Genomic DNA, 20,082 nt, shown 5'->3' on the forward strand with positions numbered 1-20,082 from the left:
GTGCTGTCAGGCGGGGCCGGGCCTCCTGGCCGTGGAGCCCCGTTCGACGATCTCGAAGCCGACATCGATCACCCGCGGCGACGCCTGGGTGTCGTCCCTGGTATCCAGGATGCGCAGCAGCAGCTCGCCGACCCGGCGGCCGATCCCCTCGGCATCGATCCGCACGGTGGACAGCGCCGGCACGCATTGCCCGCCGATCTCGAAATCGCCGAACCCCATGATCGAGATCTGCCCGGGCACGGCGATGCCCCGGCGATGGCATTCCATCAGCGCGCCGACGGCGGCGAGGTCCGAGACCGCGAACACGGCGTCGACCGGCCCGGCAGTGTCGAGCAGATGGGCCATGGCGGCGGCGCCGCCGGCGAAGGACAGCGGCACCTGGCCGCGATGGACCACGCTATCGGTCGGCAGCCCGGCCTCGCGCAGCACCTCGGCGAAGCCGATCAGCCGGGCGCCGCCGCGGAAGTCGCGGGAGTCCCCGTCGATCGCCGGGCCGATGCCGCCGATCCGGCGGTGCCCCAGCGCGATCAGGTGCCGCGCCGCGGCCCGGCCGGCCTCGATGTTGGAGAAGCCGACGGCCCGGTCGATCGGGTCGGCCGCGCCGCAGTCCCAGATCTCGATCACCGGGATGCCGGCGCTGCGCAGCATGGCCCGCGCCGCCTCGGTGTGGTTCATGCCGGCCAGCACGATCGCCTCCGGCCGCCGCTCCAGCATCGTCCGGACCAGCGCCTCCTCCTCGCTCATGCGATAGAGGGTGTAGCCGATCAGCAGCTGGTAACCGGTCCGGCGCAGAGCCCCCGACAGCGCGTGCGCGGTGTCGGCGAAGTTGGAGTTGGTGATGGTCGGCACCAGCGTCGCGATGAAGCCGGTGCGGCGCGACGACAGGGCGGCGGCGACCTTGTCTTCGACATAGCCGAGCTGCTCGATAGCCCGGCGGATGCGGTCGCGCGTCTCCGGCGCCACCCGGCTGCTGCCGGCCTGCACCCGGGACACGGTCATCGGCGAGACCCCGGCGAGACGGGCGACGTCGCGCATGGTCGGCCGGAGGGAACGCTTGGGCATGAGATGGCTCTCGATCGGCCGCGCGGCCGCTCCACGCCGGGCCGTCCGCTGGTGGCGCGCCCGCGAGCGCGTCCTGGCCGCAGCGGAGCGGGTGACGGGACAGGGCCGCGCGAAAGCGCGGCAGGCCACGGACCGCGTCATCGGCAGGGCCGGATACGCGGAACGGTCGGGCGGATACGATCGATGGCAAGCATGATGTCGGCCCTCCCTGTGGCCAGTGGTCGATTTGTCGTTCTTATTGATGTGACCGGTAACACGGGCGGCCATCGGCGCGCAAGGGCGAGGCAGCGGAGGAGGGCGCCGGCCTCTCATGGTTGCACCCCGTCCTGCGATCGACGCAGAGTGCGGCGATGATCGAGACCCAGACGCGCAGACGCCGGCCGGTTGCGGCCGAGCCAAAAGCGGCCAGGCCGCGGACCAAGCCGTCCGAGGTGCGCCGGCGGGAGCTCCTGGATGCCGGGGAAGCGCTGGTGCTGAAGAAGGGCATCGCCGGCACCAGCATCGACGACATCGCCGCCGCGGCCGATGTGGCCAAGGGCACCTTCTATCTCTACTTCGATTCGAAGGAGGCGCTGGTCGAGGCGCTGCGCGAGCGTTTCGCCGAGCGTTTCAACGCCCGCATCGCCGCCGCCCAGGCAAAGCTCGACCCGGCCGACTGGCCGGGCCGGATCGCCGCCTGGCTGGAGACCGGCGTGCGCACCTATCTCGACCAGGTGAAACTGCACGACGTGCTGTTCCACACGCCGGACTTCCTGCCGCGTCTGCGCCAAGCCGCCGGACACAACAACGTGTCGCGCGATCTGGCCGATCTGCTGCGCGAGGGCCAGGCGGCCGGTGCCTGGACGGTCGTGGATCCGGACATGACCGCAGTGCTGCTGTTCTATGCCTTCCATGGCGGGGTCGACCACGCCATCGCCGAAGGCCGCACCGCCGATGTGGCCCGGCTGGTGGCCGACCTGCAGGCCTTCTTCCGCCGGGCCCTGGGGCTGGGGTGAGCTGAGGGAAGGCCCCCCTGGACCGTCGCCGCAAGGCGCGCTGCGCCGTGGCGATCCATATGTGGACGAGGCCCCGCTGCCGGCTCATCGACCCGCAGATCCCCTCGGCGGCCGCCCCGTGCCGCTGGAAAACCCTCCTCGACGTATCACCCTCAGTCATCGACGGATCATCCTGGAGAGCCGCCATGATCGAGATCCTTCCCGCGCCGGAGCATGTGATTGCCATGCGCCTTGCCGGGGTACTGACCGAGGCGGATTACGACCGCGCCATCGCCGAGACCGAGGCGAAGCTGCAACGGCACGACCGTGTCGGTGCCTATGTGGACATGACCGATTTCGACGACATGACGGCCGAGGCCGCGGCCAAGCATGTCTCGTACGGCCGGGGCAAGCTGGGCGAGGCGGTGCGGTTCCCGCGCAAGGCCGTGGTCACCGACAAGCAGTGGCTGCGGGTCCTGATCGAGCTCCTCGATCCGCTGGTGCCGACCACCGAGGCCAGGGCCTTCAACTCCTCCGAACGCGACAAGGCCATGGCTTGGGCGTCGAAGATTCCGAGCGGCTGATCCGGCTGCGGTCAGTGCTGGCGCCGGTACGAGAAGGCGTCGGCCAGCCGCGTCATCCCCGCCCGTTCGTAGAAGCCGACAGCCTCCGGCACGGAGGCCAGGTAGAGGCTCACCTGCGGCCCGAGTTGCCGCCGCGCCTCGTGCAGCAGGCCCTTGCCGACGCCAAGGCCCTGAGCCGAGGCGGAGACCGCGAGGTCGGAGAGATAGCAGCACCAGACCTCGTCGGTGACCCCGCGCCCGACCCCGACCAGCGGCCGGCCGGGCTGGTCCAGCCGGGCGGTGACGATCAGGTTGGCGCCCGCGATCATCGCCCGCAGCCGCGGCTCGTCGTCGACGGGGCGGATCCGCCCGAGCCCGGACTCCACCAGAACGCGCCGGAACTCGGCCACGTCCAGATCCTGCTCGCGGGCATAGAGGATGCGGGGGCGTTCGCTCATGGCCGGAGACTGCACCATCCCGGCGGATTTTCGAAACGGTTTCCGGAAGGCTGGCGGGGGCAGGCCGGGTCAGGCGCCTCAGGCGAAGGTCTGGGCGTCGACCTTGGCCTCGGCCGGACCGCAGCACGACCCCACCCGCCGCGGCGGCTGGTAGGTCGCGGTCGGATCCAGCTCCGGGCCGGTGTCGTAGCGGTCGTGGTGGCGGACCCAGGACATGGTGAAGGCCAGGCCGTCCTCGTCGCGGCCCTTCGGCACCAGGTCGAGATAGTTATAGGTGGTCAGTTGCAGGTCGCCGCCGCGGCCGTAGGAGGAATAGGTGTGATACACGGTGCCGGCTGCGTCCTTGGCGAAGACGCTGGTGCCGGGCAGCTCCTCGGCGGCGAAGGGCAGCTCGCCGTAGTTGTAGGGCGTGGTGCCGCCGGCGGTCTGCTCCGGCGTGAAGGAGACGCCGAAGTCGTAATTGAAGTCGCTGCCGTGGGACGACACCCATTTGAAGCGCCAGCCCATCCGCTGCTGAAAGCGTTGGATCTCCGGCAGCGGCGCGCGCGACACCACCACCAGCGTCACGTCGCGGGCCGCCAGATGCACCAGCGTGCCGTCGATGGTGTCCGCCAGGAAGGAGCAGCTCGGGCAGCCGTGCTCCCAGCCCGGCGCCAGCATGAAGTGGTAGATGATCAGCTGGCTGCGTCCGGCGAACAGCTCGGCCAGCGTCTCGCGGCCCTGCGGCCCGTCGAAGACATAGGGCTTGTCGATCTTGACCCAGGGCAGGGCGCGGCGCTTACGGCTGATCTCGTCGCGGGCGCGGGTCAGAGCCTTCTCCTCGGCCAGCAGCGCCTTGCGCGCGACCAGCCATTCCTCGCGGGACACGATCCGGGTGGGTTCCATCTTATCCTCCTGTGTGGGACGAGGGGCTTTCCAGGCTTGTCGACCACGCCGGCCCGTTTTCGACAGGACGCTTAACCGAAAATTTGACCGTCTCATCCGCTGGTATGACGGAAGGCAGGCGCGGCGTTGCTCGCGCTATGCTTGGGCTTCAATAGTTAACCATAAAGTTAACTTTATGAGCAGATGCCTGCGATGTCAAGTTTCGTAGGTCGGGTTCGCGGACGCGAACCCGACCTACGATGATCCGGCTGTCGCAGCCGGGCCGGTGGGGTCACAGCGTGCCGGGGAAGGCGCCGCCGTCGATCAGGATGTTCTGGCCGGTGATGTAGCCGGCACGGACGCTGCACAGGAAGGCGCAGGCGGCGCCGAACTCGTCGGGATCGCCGAAGCGGCCGGCCGGAATCGCGGTGCGGCGCCGCTCGGCGATCGCCTCGGCGGTCTGGCCGGAACGTTGGGCCGCGGCATTGATGCCGCCGCGCAGCCGGTCGGTATCGAAGGCGCCGGGCAGGAGGCCGTTGATGGTGACGCCCTTGCCGGCCATCTGCCGGGCGACCCCGGCGATGAAGCCGGTGAGGCCGGAGCGGGCGCCGTTCGACAGGCCCAGCTCCGCGATCGGCGCCTTCACCGCGCTCGAGGTGATGTTGACGATGCGGCCGAAGCCGCGCGCCGCCATGCCGTCGACGACTGCCTTGGTCAGGAAGATCGGGGTCAGCATGTTGGCGTCGATCGCGCGGAGCCAGGCCTCGCGGTCCCAGTCGCGGAAATCGCCGGGCGGCGGACCGCCGGCGTTGTTGACCAGGATGTCGGGCTCCGGGCAGGCGGCCAGGGCGGCCTCGCGCCCCGCATCGGTGGTGATGTCGCCCGCGACGGTGGTGACCTTGGCACCGGTCTCGCGGCGGATCTCCTCGGCCGTCGCCTCCAGCGCCTCGGCGCCGCGGGCGGTGATGGTGAGATGCACACCTTCGCGCGCCAGCGCCAGGGCGCAGCCCTTGCCCAGCCCCTTGCTCGCGGCACACACGAGGGCCTTACGGCCGGCCAGTCCCAGATCCATGGCGGTCTCCTTCCGCTGCGATGCTGTCGGGTCGAATCCGGTTGTAGCGCGGCGGGCTTACCAGCGGAACGAGGGCAGCAGGATGTCCGGCGCGCAACCGACGGCCTGGAACTCCCGCGCCATCTCATCCTCGCCCATACCGGCATGGATGCCGGTGCGCACCAGGGCGGCGGCAGCGCCGAAGCCGCGGGCGCCGGCGACGTCGTGCTCGACGCTGTCGCCGACGCACACCACCTGATCCGGCCGCTCGACTCCGGCGGTCGCGGCGGCGTGGTGGTACATCAAGGGATGCGGCTTGCCGACCCAGGTGACGGTGCCGCCGAGCCCTTCATACATCTCGGCGATGCGGCCGGCGCCGAAGGCAGGGCCCAGCGGGGTCAGCATGATCTTGTCGGGGTTGGTGCACAGCGCCGGCACATGGCGACGGGCGGCCGGGGCCAGCAACTCGCGATAGGTCTCGAGCGGCACGAGATGCCCCCGGCTGCCGGCGATCATCACCAGGTCGGCGGCGTCGCCGGTCTCGGCCTCGGCGAAGCCCAGCGTCTCGGCGAAGCCGCGATCCTCGCCGCTGGAGATGACGAGGCAGCGGGCGCCGCTGCCCGGCGCCACCGGCAGCGCGCCGCTCTCCAGCAGGGCCAGCGCCACGTCGCCGGAGGTGACGAAATGGTCGTAGCTGTCGCGGGCGAAGCCGAGTGTCTCCATCCGCCGGGCGTTGTAAGCGGCGGAGCGGCCGGAATTGGACAGCAGCACCACGTGCCGGCCGGCCTCCTTCAGCCGGCGCAGTGCCGCGGCCGCGCCGGGATAGGGGTGGCGTCCGTCATGCAGCACGCCGTACTGGTCGACGAAGAAGGTGCTGAACCGCTCGGCCAGCTCGCCGATCCCCTCCACCCGCTCGATCGCGCCGATCTCCGGCATCAATGTCCTCCAAGTCCGGCCAGGGCCAGCCGGGCTGTACCCTCTGCCGCGTCCTCCGACAAGGCCGGCAGGAACGGCACGCCCAGAAGCCGGCGGCGGATCTCGGTCCAGCCGGCATTGGCGGCGCCGCCGCCGACGCTGCGCAGCGAGGTCACGGCGGGGGCGCCCAGCTCCGCCAGCAGGCGGTAGGCGCGGGCCTCGATCCCGGCGATGCCCTCCAGCACGCCTTGGAAGAACACCGCCTCGTCGTCCGGCCGCGGCTCCAGCACCGGCGCCAGCCCGGGATCGGCGACCGGGAAGCGCTCGCCCGGGCGGGGTAGGGGGTAGTAGGACAGGCCGGTCGGCCGGTCCGGCCGCAGCGCCGCGGTCAGATCGGGCAGCCGGTCGCGGCCGAAGAGTTGGGCGATCACGACCCCGCCGCTGTTGGAGGCGCCGCCGACCAGCCAGCGGTCGCCCATGCGGTGGCTGTAGACGCCGTGCTGCGGAGAATCGACCGGTCGGTCGGACAATAATTTGATCACCAGGGTCGAGCCCAGCGCTGTGACCGCGTCGCCCACCGCATCCGCCCCGGTGGCGAGGAAGGAGGCGCAGCCATCGGTGGTGCCGGCGACGACCACGGCCTCGGCAGGCAGGCCGAGGGCGATCGCCTCCGCCCCGATCGGCCCGACCGGCGTGCCGGGCGCCACCGCCCGCGGCAGGGCGGCGGGGTCGATGCCGAGGCCGAAGATCCAGTCCGGCCAGCGCCGCGCCACCGGGTCGTAGCCGGTCTTCAGCGCGTTGTTCTCGTCGGTCACATCGAAGCGGCCGGAGAGGCGGCCGGCGATCCAGTCGGCCTGGTGCAGCACCCGCACGGCGCCCGGCCGGCGCAGCAGGACGAGCGCGCGGGCGAGGGCGGAGCTGCGGCCGCGGGCGGCGCTGCCGGCCGGCGCCACAGTGTCGATCCGGGCGGACACCGCCTCGTCCGGGCAGGGGTCGTTGTACATCAGCGCCGACCCAACCGGCCGCCCCGCCACGTCGGTCACCAGCACGGTGCCGGAGGTGCCGTCGACCGAGAGGGCGCCGACCCCGGACAGGTCGGCTTCCGCCGCCAGCCGGCGCAGCGCCGCGACGGTGGCCAGCCACCACGTCTCGGGGTCGCGCTGGTCCAGTCCGGGGCTGTCGGTCGCCATGGTGCCGCGGCCGACCGGACGGCCGGCGGCGTCCACCGCCACCGCCCGGACGCCGGAGGTGCCGATATCGATGCCGATCGCGCGTGCGGTCTCCGCCATGATCACGCCTCCCGCCGGCTCAAGGACTGCCGGTACTGCTCCGCGTCCCACTGGGTCAACTCATCCACCTGGGCCCGGGTGAAGGGCCGGACCGAAGTCTCGGCCGGCACCCGCCCGGCGACATCGGCCAGGCAGCGCGCCATCTCGTCCGCGCCGCGCAGCACGCCCTCATGCAGCACCACGCCGCGGCCGGGCACCCCCACGATCGCCGGGGCGCGGGGCTGCCGGGCCAGCGCCTCCAGCTTGGCCGGCGTTTCGGCCGTGGCGAGGGCGGCGCCGAGGAAGATCACATGGTCCGGGTAGAAGGCGCCGGCGGTGGCCAGCGCCAAGCTGTCCGGATCGGTCGCCGCGTCATGCGCGACCGGGTCCTGCGGCAGCCGGTAGGGCGTGCCGCGGACGAATTCGGCCAGGGCATCCGGCTGCGCCGCGGGGCAGGGGCGGCGGGGCAGGGCGAGGGCGGCGCAGACTCGGTCCAGCAGCTTGCCCGCCGCCGCGACGCCGTCCGCCGCCACCACCAGCCCGTGATTGCCCAGCACCACGACATTGGTCGAGGGCTTGAGCCGCGCCAGGATCGCCTGCGACAGGGTCAGGCCCGGCTTGCAATAGGGCACGAAGATCCAGTCGACGCCGAGCAGCCCGTCCAGCCGCTCGGCCAGGCGGGCCTCGGCGTCGGTCCGGATCGCCAGTGCGATGGTCGAAACGCAATGCACGTGCAGCACGACGGTGAAGGGCAGCACCGCATGCACCGTGGTCTCGATCGACGGCCGCAGCCCGCGGGGATTGTGCTCCGCCACCACGAAGTCTCGGGCCGTCTCGGCGGCCGGATCGCCCTCGTGCATCGCCCGCAGCAGCGGGTGCAGCTGCACCGGCACCAGGATCTCTTCCTCCTCGGCCCGGGCCAGCCAGGTGCCGGAGGCCTTGATCCACATCACCCGGCCACGCTTCAGCGAGGTGTTGCCGCCGGCCGCCTGCACCCGGTCCGGGTCGCGGCCGAGCCTGGCGGAGAGAGCGCGCAGGGCGCGGAACTCGGGGTCGGTCGACGGGTCGAAGGTCATTGGTGGAGCCCTGCGGACATTGGATTGAGTCGGCGCGGGCTCACCCCCTCACCCTCCCATTCGCTGCCGCGAATGGGCCCCTCCCTCTCCCCGAGGAGAGGGAAAACACACCTCTCCCTCGGGGAGAGGTCGGAACCGCGACAGCGGTTCCGGGTGAGGGGGCGGCACCGGCCCATCGGTTGTTCACCGGCTCATGGCCTGCGCGGCCGGGGCCGGTGCGGCGTCCAGCCACGCGGCGAAGGCCGCGGTCTCGGCGGGCGACAAGTGCAGCCCGTGCTTGGTGCGGCGCCACAGGATGTCTTCGGCGTCCTCGGCCCATTCCTGGGCGCGGAGCCAGGCGACCTCGCGCTCGTACAGCAGCGCGCCGAAATGCCGGCCGAGATCGGTCAGCGACCGGGCGCCGTCGAGCAGGGCGTCGGCCCGGGTGCCGTAGAGCCGGCCGTAATGCAGGGCCAGCTCCTCCGGCAGCCAGGGATGGTGCCGGCGGAACTCCACCAGCCAGCGGTCGAAATCGGGCATGTCGCCGCCGGGGAGCGGCGCCGAGGCGGTCCAGGCCGGGCCCATCGCCGGGAAGAACGGCTTCAGCCGGTCCAGCGCGTGCTCGGCCAGCTTGCGGAAGGTGGTGATCTTGCCGCCGAACACGGAGAGGATCGGCGCTCTGCCGCCGTCATCATCGACGTCGAAGACATAGTCGCGGGTGACGGCCGAGGGGCTGGCAGCGTCGTCGTCGAACAGCGGCCGCACCCCGGCGAAGGAGTGCACCACGTCCTGCGGCCCGATCTGCTTCTGGAAATACCGATTGAGGACGCCGCAGAGATACTCGACCTCCTTGGGATCGACCTCCACCCGGTCGGGGTCGCCGGCCTGCGGGATGTCGGTGGTGCCGATCAGGAGGTATCCGTGCTCGTAGGGGTTGATGAAGATCACCCGCTTGTCGGTGTTCTGCACCAGATAGGCCTGCGGCCCGTCATAGAATTTCGGCACCACGATATGGCTGCCGCGCACCAGCCGGATCTTCTTGCTGGAGGCGAGGCCGGCCGCGCCGGTCAGCACCCGGTCGACCCAGGGGCCGGCGGCGTTGGCGACGGCGCGGGCGACGACGTGGCGTTCCGCCCCGCCGCCCGCCGGGCGCAGCACCGCGTGCCACAGCCCGTCCCGGCGGCGCAGCGACACGCATTCGGTGCGGGTCAGGATCTCGGCGCCGCGCTCGGCCGCGCCGATCGCGTTCAGCACCACCAGGCGGGCGTCATCGACCCAGCAGTCGGAATATTCGAAGCCGCGGCTGAACCGGTCCTGCAGCGGCTTTCCCTCAGGATCTCGATGCAGGTTCAGGCCGCGGCAGGGCGGCAGGCGCTTGCGGCCGCCGAGATGGTCGTAGAGGAACAGCCCCAGCCGCAGCAGCCAGGCCGGGCGCAGGCCTCGGTCATGCGGCAGCACGAAGCGCATCGGCCAGATGATGTGCGGCGCCGCCGCCAGCAGCACCTCGCGCTCGATCAGCGCCTCGCGCACCAGCCGGAACTCGTAATACTCGAGATAGCGGAGGCCGCCATGCACCAGCTTGCCGCTGCGGCTCGACGTGCCCTCGGCCAGGTCGCCCTTCTCGCACAGCAGCACCGACAGGCCGCGCCCGACGGCATCGCGGGCGATGCCGGTGCCGTTCACGCCGCCGCCGACCACCAGCAGGTCGATGACGGCGCCGTTTTTGGTCGCTGCCGCCATCGCCGCTCAGGCCGCCTGCTTCGGGCGCGGGCCGTAATCCTTGAACTTCTCGATCACCCGGTCGATCTCCTCGGCCGGCAGGCAGATCGGGCCGCCCAGCATCAGCGAATAGACATACTGCTTGGCCAGGGTCTCGACCTCGACCGCCAGCCACATCGCCTTGCCCAGGGTCGGGCCGGTGGCGATCAGCCCGTGGTTCGCGAGCAGGCAGGCGGTGCGGTCCTTCAGCGCCGCGATCGCATGCTCCGACAGCTCCGGCGTGCCATAGGTGGCATAGGGCGCGCAGGGGATCGAATTGCCGCCGCCGCACGCGATCATGTAGTGCAGCGCCGGGATCTCCATGTGCCGGATCGCCAGGATGGTCGAATACATCGGGTGGCAGTGGACGACGGCGTTCACCTCCGGCTTGCGGCGGTGGATGTCGAGGTGGAAGCGCCATTCCGAGGACGGGCGGTGCTCGCCGTGCTCCCAGTTGCCGTCCATCGTCATGGCGACGATGTCGTCCGGCGCCATCTCGTCATAGGGCACGCCGGTCGGCGTCACCAGGATGCCGTCGCCCCAGCGGGCGCTGATGTTGCCGGAGGTGCCCTGGTTCAGCCCGCTGGCGTTCATCTGCCGGCAGGCTTCGACGATCCTGGTGCGCAGCTCGATCTCGGTGGTCATGGCGGAATCCGTGCAAGGGGTCAGCAGAGGCGGAGCAGGGGCTCGCGGGCCAAATAGCGCCGGACGTCCTCGGCAATCAGCCCGGCGGCGTAGGTGACGGTCTTCACCGAGGCGCCGGCGATGTGCGGGGTCAGGGTGACGTTGGGCAGCTTCAGGAGCGGCCAGTCCTCCGGCGGCGGCTCGACCGCGAAGGTCTCCAGCATCGCGCCGCGCAGCTTGCCGCTGACCAGCGCGTCGTAGAGCGCGTCGTAGTCGACCAGCGGGCCGCGGGCGGTGTTGACGAAGATCGCCCCGTCCTTCATCGCGGCGAAGGCCTCCGCGTCGATCATGCCGGTGGTCTCGGCGGTGACGCGCGGATGCAGGGTCACCACGTCGCTTTCGGCCAGCAGCGTCTCCAGCGGCACCTGGCGGACGCCGTCGGCGCTGTCGGCGGGGTCGAGCTGGACATAGGGGTCGGTCACCAGGATGCGGCAGCCGAAGGCCTTCAAGAGGCGCACCACCTTGCTGCCGACATGGCCGTAGCCGATCACGCCGACCGTCATCTCCGACAGCTCGCGCCCGGTGATGTCGGCGCGGTACAGGTCGCCGCGCCAGACGCCCTGGGACAGCGAAGTGTGGCCGCGGGTGATCAGCCGGGTCTCGGCCAGGATGGCACCGATGGTGAACTCCGCCACCGCGCTGGCGTTGCGGCCGGGGGCGTTCACCACCTTCACGCCGTGCGCCTTCGCCGCCTTCATGTCGATGTTCACCGGCCCGCCGCGGCTGACCCCGATCAGCTTCAGATCCGGCAGCCGCTCCAGCATGCTGGCCGAGACCGGCGCCAGATGGGTGACCAGGATCTCGGCGTCGCCGATGAAGTCGACGATCTCGTCCGGATCGCCCATGAACTCCTTCAGCCCTTCGAGGCCGGTGCCGGCATAGCCGTGCACCATCGGCTCGTCCGGCCAGGGCTGCTCCAGCGTCCGGATGTCGAGCGCGGCCGGAATGGCCTCGAGCGCCTCGACGAACAGGCGCGGCAGCATGAAACGGTCGCCGATGACGGCGATGCGTCGGGTCATCCTCGGGTCCTCAGGTCTTCCAGGGCATGCCAGACCGGGCGCAGCGCCCGGTAGCTGGTTCGGTATTGCGGGAACAGACGGTCGTAGAGCGAGACCAGCGCCGGGTCGGGCGGCTCGGCCTCGGTCAGTAGCGGCGCCACCCAGCGGCGGCAGGCCTCGTCGATATCGGGCAGGATGCCAAGCGACAGCGCCGCCACCATGGCCGCCCCGGCGGCGCCGACCTCCTCGCGCTTCACCAGGCGGACCGGCGCGTTGGTGGCGGCGGCGAGGATGCCGCGGCAGGTGGCGCTGCGCGCGGCGCCGCCGGCCAGGCGGATCTCCGCCGGGGTACCGCCGACCGACTCGTAGCAGTCGCGGCTGGCGAAGCCGAGGCTCTCATAGATCGCCCGCAACAGGTCGCCGGCGCCGGCGGTGCCGGACAGGCCGATGATCGAGGCGCGGGCGGCGCTGTCGACGAAGGGCCCGCGCTCACCGGCCTCGGCGATGAAGGGGTGGTAGAGGAGGCGGCCCGGCTTCGCCGCCGCGGCCCTGCCGTCGAGCAGCCGGATCAGGTCGGATCGCTTCGGCAGCGTTGCTCCGGCGGCTTCCGCCACCTCCTCGATCACGCCGCACAGCCAATCGATGTTTAGCGTCGCCGCCATGTTCGAGACCATGGAGACGTAGCTGCCCGGGGCGACGAAGGGCATGGTGTAGCCGACCTCCTCGCCCAGGGTCACCCGGTCGGCCCCGAAGACGAGGCGCATATGGGCGCCGGTCGAGCCGATCACGGTGAAGCCGGCGCGGCCCTCGGGATCGTAGAGCCCGGCGCCGAGCGCGCCGCACAGCAGGTCAACCGGGGCCAGCACCACCGGCGTGCCCGCGGGCAGGCCGGTCGCCGCTGCAGCGACCGGCGTCAGCGCCGCGTGCTGCCGGGTGCCGTCGACCATCGGCGGCAGCAGCCGGGCCTCGTCCTTGAGGCCGAACAGCTCCAGCACCTCCGGCGCGTATTGCCGGGTGCGGTAGTCGCCATAGGTGAAGGTGCCTTCCGAGACGTCGGTCGCCCGCTCGCCGGTCATCCGGAAGTAGAGCCAGTCCTTGCAGTGGAAGGCGGTGGCGGCGCGGGCCACCGCCCCCGGCCGATGCCGCTTCAGCCACAGGATCTGCCCGGACTGGTTCGACATGTTCAGCATGGTGCCGGTGAAGCGCTGCACCGCCTTGGCCGTGCCGCTCCGGTGCAGTTCGGCCACGATCGGGCCCGACCGGCCGTCATGCCACAGCATGGCGCGGCCGACCGGCTCACCGTCGCGGTCGATCAGCCAGGTGCCGTCGCCCTGGCCGGTCACGGCGATGCCGGCCACGCGCAGGCCGCGTGCGTCCAGCTTCGCCGCCATCTCGCGCAGCACCAGGGCGGCATCGTCCCAGGTGCGGCCGAATTCCTGCTCCATGCCGCTGCCGTCGACCGGGATGGTCGTGTTCGGCCGCGCTACATGCTCGATCGGCGCGCCCTCCAGGTCGAAGGCCACGGCCTTGACCACCGAGGTGCCGGAATCGAGGCCGATCAGGACGTCTTTCGTCATCGCACCGCTCACGCCGCCACCGCCACCGCGGGGCGGCCGCCATGGGCGATCGCCATCTCGCTGTCGCCGTCGAACAGGTGCAGCGCCGATTCCGGCAGGGCCAGCGCCAGCCTGGTGTCGGCCGGGGCCGCCAGCGCCCGGTCGGTGACGATGGTCAGCCTGACCCCGTTGACGTCGAGCGCGATGTGGCTCTGGTCGCCCAGCCACTGGTTGGCGATGACCGTGCCCTGCAGCGCCGTCTCGCCGGGCCGCGCCGCGCCCCCACCAATCCCATAGGCGCGGATCTCGTGGCCGCGGATGCCAAGATGGACCTTCCGGCCCTCGGCCAGGCCGCGCCCGGCCTGCGGCAGGCGGAAGGCGGGCGCGCCGTCCTCGCCCTGCACCTCGACCGCGAGGCCGCCGTTCTCCCGCACCACCCGGGCCGGGAACAGGTTCATCGGCGGCTCGCCGATGAAGCCGGCGACGAACAGATTGGCCGGGCGCCGCTTCAGCTCGGCCGGCGAGGCGAATTGCTGCAGCCGGCCGCCCTCCATCACCGCGATGCGGTCGGCCAGCGCCAAAGCCTCGGTCTGGTCATGGGTCACGAAGACCGTCGTCATGCCGTGCTCGATCAAATAGTCCTTGATGCGCGCCCGTAGCACGGCGCGCAGCTGCGGCTCCAGCTGCGACATCGGCTCGTCGAGCAGGGACAGCGGCGCCCGCCGCACCAAAGCGCGGGCCAGGCTGACCCGCTGCTGCTGACCGCCGGAGATCGCCTGCGGATAGCGGTCGAGGATGTCGCCGATCTCCAAGAGGGCCGCGACATGCGCCACGCGCTGCTGCACCTCGGCCTTCGGGATGCGGTCGCGCAGCAGGCTGAAGGCGATGTTGTCGCGCACCGTCAGCGGCGGATACAGGGCATAGCCCTCGAAGGCCATGGCGACGTTGCGCTCGGCCGGGCGCAGATCGTTGACCACGCGGTCGCCGACCCGGATGGTGCCTTCCGACACGGTCTCGAACCCCGCGATCATGCGCAAGGTCGAGGTCTTGCCGCAGCCGGAGGAGCCGAGCAGGCCGACCAGCTCGCCGTCGCGGATGGAAAGTGACACCGCATCGACCGCGCGGATCGGATGGGCCAGGCGCGGCCCGTAGATCTTGGAGACGGCGTCGAGCGTCAGAGTAGCCATCTGTCGTCCTCAGACCGTCACGGCCGGCAGCCGGGCGCCGGTCTCGCGGTCGAAATAGAGCGCGCGGGCGAGGTCCGGTCGGGCCCAGGCGCGGCGCCGGCCGCGGCCCAGATCGTCGCCCTGGTCCTCCGGCCGGCTGGCCAGGATCTCGGTGCCGTCGTCGGCCCGCAGCAGCATCACGGTGCGGACGTTCAGCGGCGTCACCGCCTCGAGGTCCACCGGCACCGAATCCTCGGCCGGCTCGAACCGCACCTCGACATCCTCCGGCCGCAGCCCGACCAGGCAGGGTTTGGCGGCCGGGGCGCCGCCCGGGACTCGCAGCTCGGTGCCGGCGATGCTGATGCGACCGTCCTGCGCCGCGGTCTCGATCAGGTTGATCGGTGGATCGCCGAACAGCCGGGCGATCCGCGTGTCCGCCGGCGTGCCGTAGATGCCAGCCGGGCTGTCGATCTGGCGGAAGCGGCCGTCCAGCAGCACGCCGACCCGGTCGCCCAGCGCCATCGCCTCCTTGTAGTCCTGGGTGACGTAGAGGACGGTGGCGCCGACGGCGCGCAGCAGGCGCGGCAGCTCCTGCCGCATCTCGTAGCGGATCTTGGCGTCGACGTTGCGCAGCGGGTCGTCGAGCAGCAGGACCGAGGGCGAGGAGACCAGGCTGCGGGCAAGGGCGGTGCGCTGCTTCTGCCCGTTCGAGAGCTGGCGCGGCAGGTGGTCCAGCACATGGCCGATGCGCAGCAGCTCCGCGACCTCCCGCACCCGCCGCCTGATCTCGGCCTCCGCCGTCCGCCGCGCCCGCAGCGGGCTGGCGATGTTCTCGAAGGCGGGCAGGTGCGGATAGAGGGCGAAGTTCTGGAACGCCATGCCGACGTCCCGCGCCTCGGGCCCCTGGCCGAGGATCGAGGCGCCGCCGATGCGGATGTCGCCCGCCTCCGGCTGCAGGATGCCGGCGATCAGGCGCAGCAGCACCGTCTTGCCGGCGCCGGACGGGCCGAACACCACCACGAACTCGCCCTTCTCGACCGCGAGGTCGAGGCCGTCGAGGATCTGTGCCTTGCCGAAGCTCTTGCCGATGCCGGCGATGTCGAGGAAGGCCATGGCGGTCACCCCTTCACGGCGCCGAGGCTCAAGCCCTCGACCAGGTAGCGCTGGGCGTAGAGGGCGAGGGCCAGGGTCGGCAGGATCGACAGCACCAGCGCCGCGGCGATCTGGCCGTAATTGATGCCGGAGGCGGTGATGAAGGCCAGCGCCCCGACCGTGACGGGCTGGATCGCGCTCGACCCCAGGATCAGCGCGAAGATGAAGTTGTTCCAGGCGAAGATGAAGGCCAGCAGGGCGGCGGCGGCTATGCCCGGCCGGGCCAGCGGCACCGCCACCTTGAGGAAGGTGCGCAGCCAGGAATGGCCGTCCAGGCGATAGGCGTTCTCGATGTCCTCGCTGATGTCCTCGAAATAGCCGCGCACGATCCACAGGATCAGCGGCAGGGTGATCAGCTGGTACACCCAGATCAGGCCGACATAGGTGTCGCTGAGGCCGAGATCCTGGAAGTAGAGCTGCAGCGGCAGCAGCACCAGCAGCGGCGGGGCGAAGCGGAAGGACAGCATGGTGAAAGCCATGTTCTCGCCCAGCCGGAACTTGAACCGGGCGAAGGCATAGGCGGCCGGCACGCCGAGCAGCAGCGACAGCAGCACCGAGCAGGCGCTGAGGATCAGGCTGTTCAGCAGGTTCTGCATGTAGTCGATCTTCAGCGCGCCGACATTGGTCGACAGTTCGCCCGACACCAGGGCGGCGTAGTTCTCGAGCGTCGGGGTGAAGGCCAGGCTGGGCGGGCTGCGCAGGATGTCGGCGTTGGTCATGAACGACATCAGCGCCACCCAGACCAGCGGGAACAAAAAGAACAGCGCCACCAGGGTCAGAAGCACGCCACGGAGGATCCGGCGGAAGGTCATGGGGTCCCTCCGTCAGGCCCGGCCATGCGCGCGGGCGCGCAGGCGGAGCCACTGCTTGATGAACAGGTTGCTGAGCGCGAAGGTGATCGCCCACAGCACCATCAGGATCGCGGCCGACCGGCCGATATTGGTGAAGGTGAAGGCCTCGAGATAGGCGCGGATCTGGAACAGCATCAGCCGGTCGCCCGGGCCGCCCTGGGTCATGGCGTAGACGATGTCGAACTGCTGAATGCTGTCCAGCATCCGGAACAGGCTGGCCGTGAGGATGTAGGGCAGCAGCATCGGCAGGGTGATGCGGAAGAACACGAAGCTGCGCGGCACGCCGTCCAGCTCCGCCGCCTCGAAGGGCTGGCGGGGCAGGGCGCGCAGGCCCGCCAGCAGCAGGATGGCGATAAAGGGCGTGTAGACCCAGGTGTCGACCAGGACCACGGTGAACATCGCCGTCGACGGGTCCGACGCCCAGCGGAAGTCGGGGAAGCCGAGGCTGCTGACCAGATAGCTGAGAATCCCGAAATTCGGGTTGGTCATCAGCTTCCACATCAGGCTGGCGATCGCCGGCGCCACCATCAGCGGCAGAATCAGGAGCACGCTCATCAGGTCGTTGACCAGGGTGCGCCGCACCAGGAGGAGGGCGATGCCGAGGCCGAGCAGCAGCTGCAGGCCCACGGTCAGCACGGTGTAGGTCAGCGACACCTGGATCGTGTTCCAGAACCGGCCGTCGCCGAACAGCGCCACGAAATTGTCGAGCCAGACCATCCGGCGCCCGGCCGGGAAGGCCAGGTTGTAGCGCTGCAGCGAATAGAACACGGCGGTCGCGAAGGGGATCAGGATCCCGATCGTGACCAGCAGCGCGGGCAGGCTGAGCAGATAGGGCAGGAGGCCGGGCCCGGCGCGTCGGCGCGTTCGGTGCGCGGTGTCGGCGGTGATCGTTGCCACGGTTCGGAATCCTCTGTCGGAACCTTCGCTGAGGCCCCGCCACCGCCGGGGGGAGAAACGGCGGTGGCGGGGCTGCCGCGCGGGCCGGCGGGGCGAAGGCCGGCCCGGCGGGCGAGGCGTCAGTCGGCCAAGCCGGCGTCCTGCAGCTGCTGGTCGATGAACTCGGCCAGCTGGTCCAGGCCCTCGTCGACCGGGATCTCCTTGGCGTACATCTTCTGCAGGCTCGCCGCCCATTCCGTGGTCAGGTTGAAGAACAGCGGCTGCGGGGTGAAGTAGATCTTCGATCCGGCGGCCGAGGCCTTGTACTGGTCGAGATATCCCGGATAGTCGTTGAGCCGCTTCTGGAAATCGGCATTGTCCCAGACCGACTGGCGCACCGGATTGACCAGATCGGCCTTGGTGGCGCCGAAGGTGGTGTGCTCCGTGCCGCTGGCCCATTGCACGAAGTACCAGCCGGCCTCGGGCTGCTGCGAGAAGGCGCTCATCGCCAACGACCAGATCCAGACATTCGGCGTCGGCGCCGGGGCGCCCGGCTTGGCGCTGAAGGCGTGGTAAGCCAGGTTGCCGGCCTCCTTGGTGCCCTTGTTCTGGAAATAGCCCAGGATGTCGGCGTCGAAGATCATGGCCGAGGCGCCGGCGCCCAGATCGTTGCCGACCTCATACCAGGTGTAGGTGGTCCAGTTCTTCGGCCCGCCCTTCTGGATCATCTCGATCCAGAGCCTGGTGAACTCCTTGGCCTCGGCGCTGTTCATCGCCGCCTTCAGCTTGCCGTCGGTGACCTCGAAGTCCTTGCCGCCGTAATTGGTCAGGCCGGAGAGATAGCCGGGGTGGATCGTCGCCCAGCTGCGGCTGCCGCGGACGCCGACACCGTAGAAGCCCTTGTTCATGGCGCTCAGCTTCGCCGCCTGATCCACCATCTCCGGCAGATCCTTGGGCGGCTTCATCCCGGCGGCGTCGAAGATCCGCTTGTTGTAGGCGACGCTGTTCAGCTCGAAGCCCCAGGGCACGGCCCATTGCTTGGCGCCGCTGCCGCCCAAGGGCTCGCCCGGCACGCCCGACCAGGCGGTGGAGGCGCGCAGGCCGGGCAGCAGGTCGTCCCAGTTGTAGGCTGCCGCCGTCAGATCGGGATTCTTGATGTACTCGTTCATGTCGACCAGCCAGCCGGCCGGGCCGTATTGCCAGGTCTGGTAGGCGCCGGTCATGAACACGTCATATTGCGGCGACTTGCTCGACAGGGTGGCGGTGACCTTGTCGAAATAGACGTCCTCCGGGAACACGTCGTAGCCGACGTCGAGGCCGGTCAGGGCCTTGAAGTTGTCGAGATTGGCGATCATCGCATCCGTATAGGGATGCTTGTTCAGCAGCAGGCTGATCTTCTTGCCGGCGAACTTCTTGAAGTCGGGGCCGGTCGCGGCCAGCGCCCTGGTGCCGGCCTGGTTCAAGAGGAATCCGGCCGCGGCGGCGCCGAGGCCCAGCTTGGCGGCGCCGGTCATCAGCTCCCGCCGCGAGATCCGGCCGGCGGCATGAAGGTCGAACAGGTCGGTGGTGCGCTTCTCCATTTCGTTTCCTCCCATGGTGTTCTGGTTGTCAGCCGGCCTTGCGCAGACCCTGCCGTTGCGGCGGCCGTGAACCGCGGAGCCTGGCCATGGCCACCGCCGCGGATTCGTCGATGATCAGGTCGGTCACCATGCCGCTCAGCAGCGCCGCGGTGATGGCCTCGGCCTTGACCGCGCCGCCGGCGATGGCGACGACGCGGCGGCCCTTGAGGTCGGCGAGCCCGACGCTCAGCGCCCGGTCATTGACCTCGGAGGCGACGCGGCGGCCCTCCGCGTCGAGGAACTGGCCGACCAGGTCGCCGACCGCGCCCTTGGCGCGCAGGTCTTCGTACTCCGCCCGGGTCAGGATGCCGGTCTGCAGCATATGCGCCTCGGGCCCCAGCTCGCCGATGCCGACCAGGCACAGCGTGGCGCGGTGGGCCAGGGACAGCACCGCCTGGACGCTCTTCTGCGACAGCATCACCGCCTTGTCGGCCAGGCTGTCGGCCGCCATCGGCACGGGCATGAAATAGCCCTCGCCGCCGGTCTTGTCGGCCAGGCGGTGGACCACATCGAAGGGATTGGCGGAGGATTTTCGGGTCAGGCTGCCCAGCAGCGAGACGAACTTGGCGTCGGGAGCGGCGATCCGCGGCAGCCGGTTGGCCAGCGCCGCCAGGGTGCGGCCGTGGCTGACGCCGATCACCTTCTCGCCCGGCGTCTCCAGATAACGGGAGAGATAGGCGGCGCCCTCGGCGCCGAGGGCCTCGAAAGGCTGGTCCTGCTCATCGATCGCCGGCACGACGCGGCAGAAGCCGAGGCCGTAGCGGTCGATCAGCCCATCCTCCAGCTTCAGGCATTCGGCCGGGCGGCCGGCGATGTGGACGCTGACGAGGCCCAGCTCCTCGGCCAACGAGATCAGGCGATGCGCCTTGACCCGCGACACGCCCAGCCGGTCGGCAATCTCGCCCTGGGTCAGGCGGCGCACATAGGACAGCCACGCGGCGCGCGTGGCGAGGCTGACTTGTTCGTCCATCCCGTTGGTCCGGCCTGTAATTTTTTACACCGGCTGAACAGAATTTCATCGTGGCGCGGATCCAGGCCGACGTCAACCCTGGGGCAGATGCGGCGTGCGCGACGTGGCGCATAGCCAGGCAATTTCATCCAGATGACGACGTTGAGGCTTTTAGGCATTTTTTTGATCTATTTCTTCCCATCGGACTTGGTATTCTCCGATTTCTCCGAGGATCGATCATAGATCCATACATGTTTCGATTG

At 70.4% G+C, this 20,082-nt stretch carries 19 protein-coding genes; 2 read left to right on the plus strand and 17 right to left on the minus strand.

The window, feature by feature from the left end:
* Positions 1-6: 6 nt before the first annotated feature.
* Positions 7-1,062, minus strand: a complete 1,056-nt coding sequence (locus tag KXR53_RS26600) for a LacI family DNA-binding transcriptional regulator (protein ID WP_437378325.1) — start codon at positions 1,060-1,062, stop codon at positions 7-9.
* A 350-nt stretch (positions 1,063-1,412) separates the two neighbouring features.
* Here KXR53_RS26600 and KXR53_RS26605 point away from each other — a divergent pair, with 350 nt between their 5' ends.
* Positions 1,413-2,057, plus strand: a complete 645-nt coding sequence (locus KXR53_RS26605; protein ID WP_437378326.1) for a TetR/AcrR family transcriptional regulator — start codon at positions 1,413-1,415, stop codon at positions 2,055-2,057.
* A 185-nt stretch (positions 2,058-2,242) separates the two neighbouring features.
* Positions 2,243-2,620 carry an STAS/SEC14 domain-containing protein gene (locus KXR53_RS26610; protein WP_437378327.1) on the plus strand — a complete coding sequence of 126 codons (378 nt, stop codon included), beginning with the start codon at positions 2,243-2,245 and terminating at the stop codon, positions 2,618-2,620.
* A gap of 11 nt (positions 2,621-2,631) precedes the next feature.
* Here the strand turns inward: KXR53_RS26610 and KXR53_RS26615 are convergent, their stop codons facing one another.
* From KXR53_RS26615 to KXR53_RS26690, 16 genes are all read right to left on the minus strand, one after another.
* Entirely contained in the window at positions 2,632-3,057 is a 426-nt protein-coding gene (locus tag KXR53_RS26615; RefSeq protein ID WP_437378328.1) for a GNAT family N-acetyltransferase, read from the minus strand.
* Positions 3,058-3,135: 78 nt separating this feature from the next.
* Positions 3,136-3,942, minus strand: coding sequence for a DUF899 domain-containing protein (locus tag KXR53_RS26620; protein ID WP_437378329.1), 807 nt, complete (start codon positions 3,940-3,942; stop codon positions 3,136-3,138).
* Positions 3,943-4,213: 271 nt separating this feature from the next.
* On the minus strand, positions 4,214-4,993 hold the full coding sequence (locus KXR53_RS26625) for an SDR family oxidoreductase (RefSeq protein WP_437378330.1): 780 nt from the start codon (positions 4,991-4,993) through the stop codon (positions 4,214-4,216).
* A gap of 57 nt (positions 4,994-5,050) precedes the next feature.
* Complete coding sequence (locus KXR53_RS26630) at positions 5,051-5,908, minus strand: TIGR01459 family HAD-type hydrolase (RefSeq protein ID WP_437378331.1); 858 nt, start codon at positions 5,906-5,908, stop codon at positions 5,051-5,053.
* On the minus strand, positions 5,908-7,176 hold the full coding sequence (locus KXR53_RS26635; RefSeq protein ID WP_437378332.1) for an FGGY-family carbohydrate kinase: 1,269 nt from the start codon (positions 7,174-7,176) through the stop codon (positions 5,908-5,910). Before KXR53_RS26635 ends, KXR53_RS26630 begins: the two co-directional genes overlap by 1 nt.
* A gap of 2 nt (positions 7,177-7,178) precedes the next feature.
* The gene (locus KXR53_RS26640) at positions 7,179-8,231 is read right to left on the minus strand and encodes a class II aldolase/adducin family protein (protein ID WP_437378333.1); all 1,053 of its coding nucleotides are present in this window, start codon (positions 8,229-8,231) and stop codon (positions 7,179-7,181) included.
* 183 nt (positions 8,232-8,414) lie between these two features.
* Positions 8,415-9,950: a glycerol-3-phosphate dehydrogenase gene (locus tag KXR53_RS26645; RefSeq protein WP_437378334.1), complete on the minus strand. Its 1,536-nt coding sequence runs from the start codon at positions 9,948-9,950 to the stop codon at positions 8,415-8,417.
* Positions 9,951-9,956: 6 nt separating this feature from the next.
* A complete protein-coding gene (locus KXR53_RS26650; protein ID WP_437378335.1) occupies positions 9,957-10,613 on the minus strand; it encodes a class II aldolase/adducin family protein in 657 nt (218 codons plus the stop codon).
* 20 nt (positions 10,614-10,633) lie between these two features.
* A complete protein-coding gene (locus tag KXR53_RS26655) occupies positions 10,634-11,671 on the minus strand; it encodes a 2-hydroxyacid dehydrogenase (protein ID WP_437378336.1) in 1,038 nt (345 codons plus the stop codon).
* Positions 11,668-13,227: an FGGY-family carbohydrate kinase gene (locus KXR53_RS26660; protein ID WP_437378337.1), complete on the minus strand. Its 1,560-nt coding sequence runs from the start codon at positions 13,225-13,227 to the stop codon at positions 11,668-11,670. The genes KXR53_RS26655 and KXR53_RS26660 overlap by 4 nt, the downstream gene beginning before the upstream one ends.
* A gap of 8 nt (positions 13,228-13,235) precedes the next feature.
* Positions 13,236-14,393 (minus strand): ABC transporter ATP-binding protein, encoded by a 1,158-nt coding sequence (locus KXR53_RS26665; protein WP_437378338.1) that lies wholly within the window; start codon positions 14,391-14,393, stop codon positions 13,236-13,238.
* A 9-nt stretch (positions 14,394-14,402) separates the two neighbouring features.
* Positions 14,403-15,485, minus strand: a complete 1,083-nt coding sequence (locus tag KXR53_RS26670; protein WP_437378339.1) for an ABC transporter ATP-binding protein — start codon at positions 15,483-15,485, stop codon at positions 14,403-14,405.
* Between the two features lie 5 nt (positions 15,486-15,490).
* A complete protein-coding gene (locus KXR53_RS26675) occupies positions 15,491-16,336 on the minus strand; it encodes a carbohydrate ABC transporter permease (RefSeq protein ID WP_437378340.1) in 846 nt (281 codons plus the stop codon).
* Positions 16,337-16,348: 12 nt separating this feature from the next.
* The gene (locus tag KXR53_RS26680) at positions 16,349-17,272 is read right to left on the minus strand and encodes a carbohydrate ABC transporter permease (RefSeq protein ID WP_437378341.1); all 924 of its coding nucleotides are present in this window, start codon (positions 17,270-17,272) and stop codon (positions 16,349-16,351) included.
* Positions 17,273-17,391: 119 nt separating this feature from the next.
* On the minus strand, positions 17,392-18,831 hold the full coding sequence (locus KXR53_RS26685; RefSeq protein ID WP_437378342.1) for an extracellular solute-binding protein: 1,440 nt from the start codon (positions 18,829-18,831) through the stop codon (positions 17,392-17,394).
* A 28-nt stretch (positions 18,832-18,859) separates the two neighbouring features.
* Positions 18,860-19,840, minus strand: coding sequence for a sugar-binding transcriptional regulator (locus tag KXR53_RS26690; RefSeq protein WP_437378343.1), 981 nt, complete (start codon positions 19,838-19,840; stop codon positions 18,860-18,862).
* Positions 19,841-20,082 lie beyond the last annotated feature (242 nt).

It is taken from the genome of Inquilinus limosus, from assembly GCF_051487185.1.
Taxonomy (GTDB): Bacteria; Pseudomonadota; Alphaproteobacteria; order DSM-16000; family Inquilinaceae; genus Inquilinus; species Inquilinus limosus_F.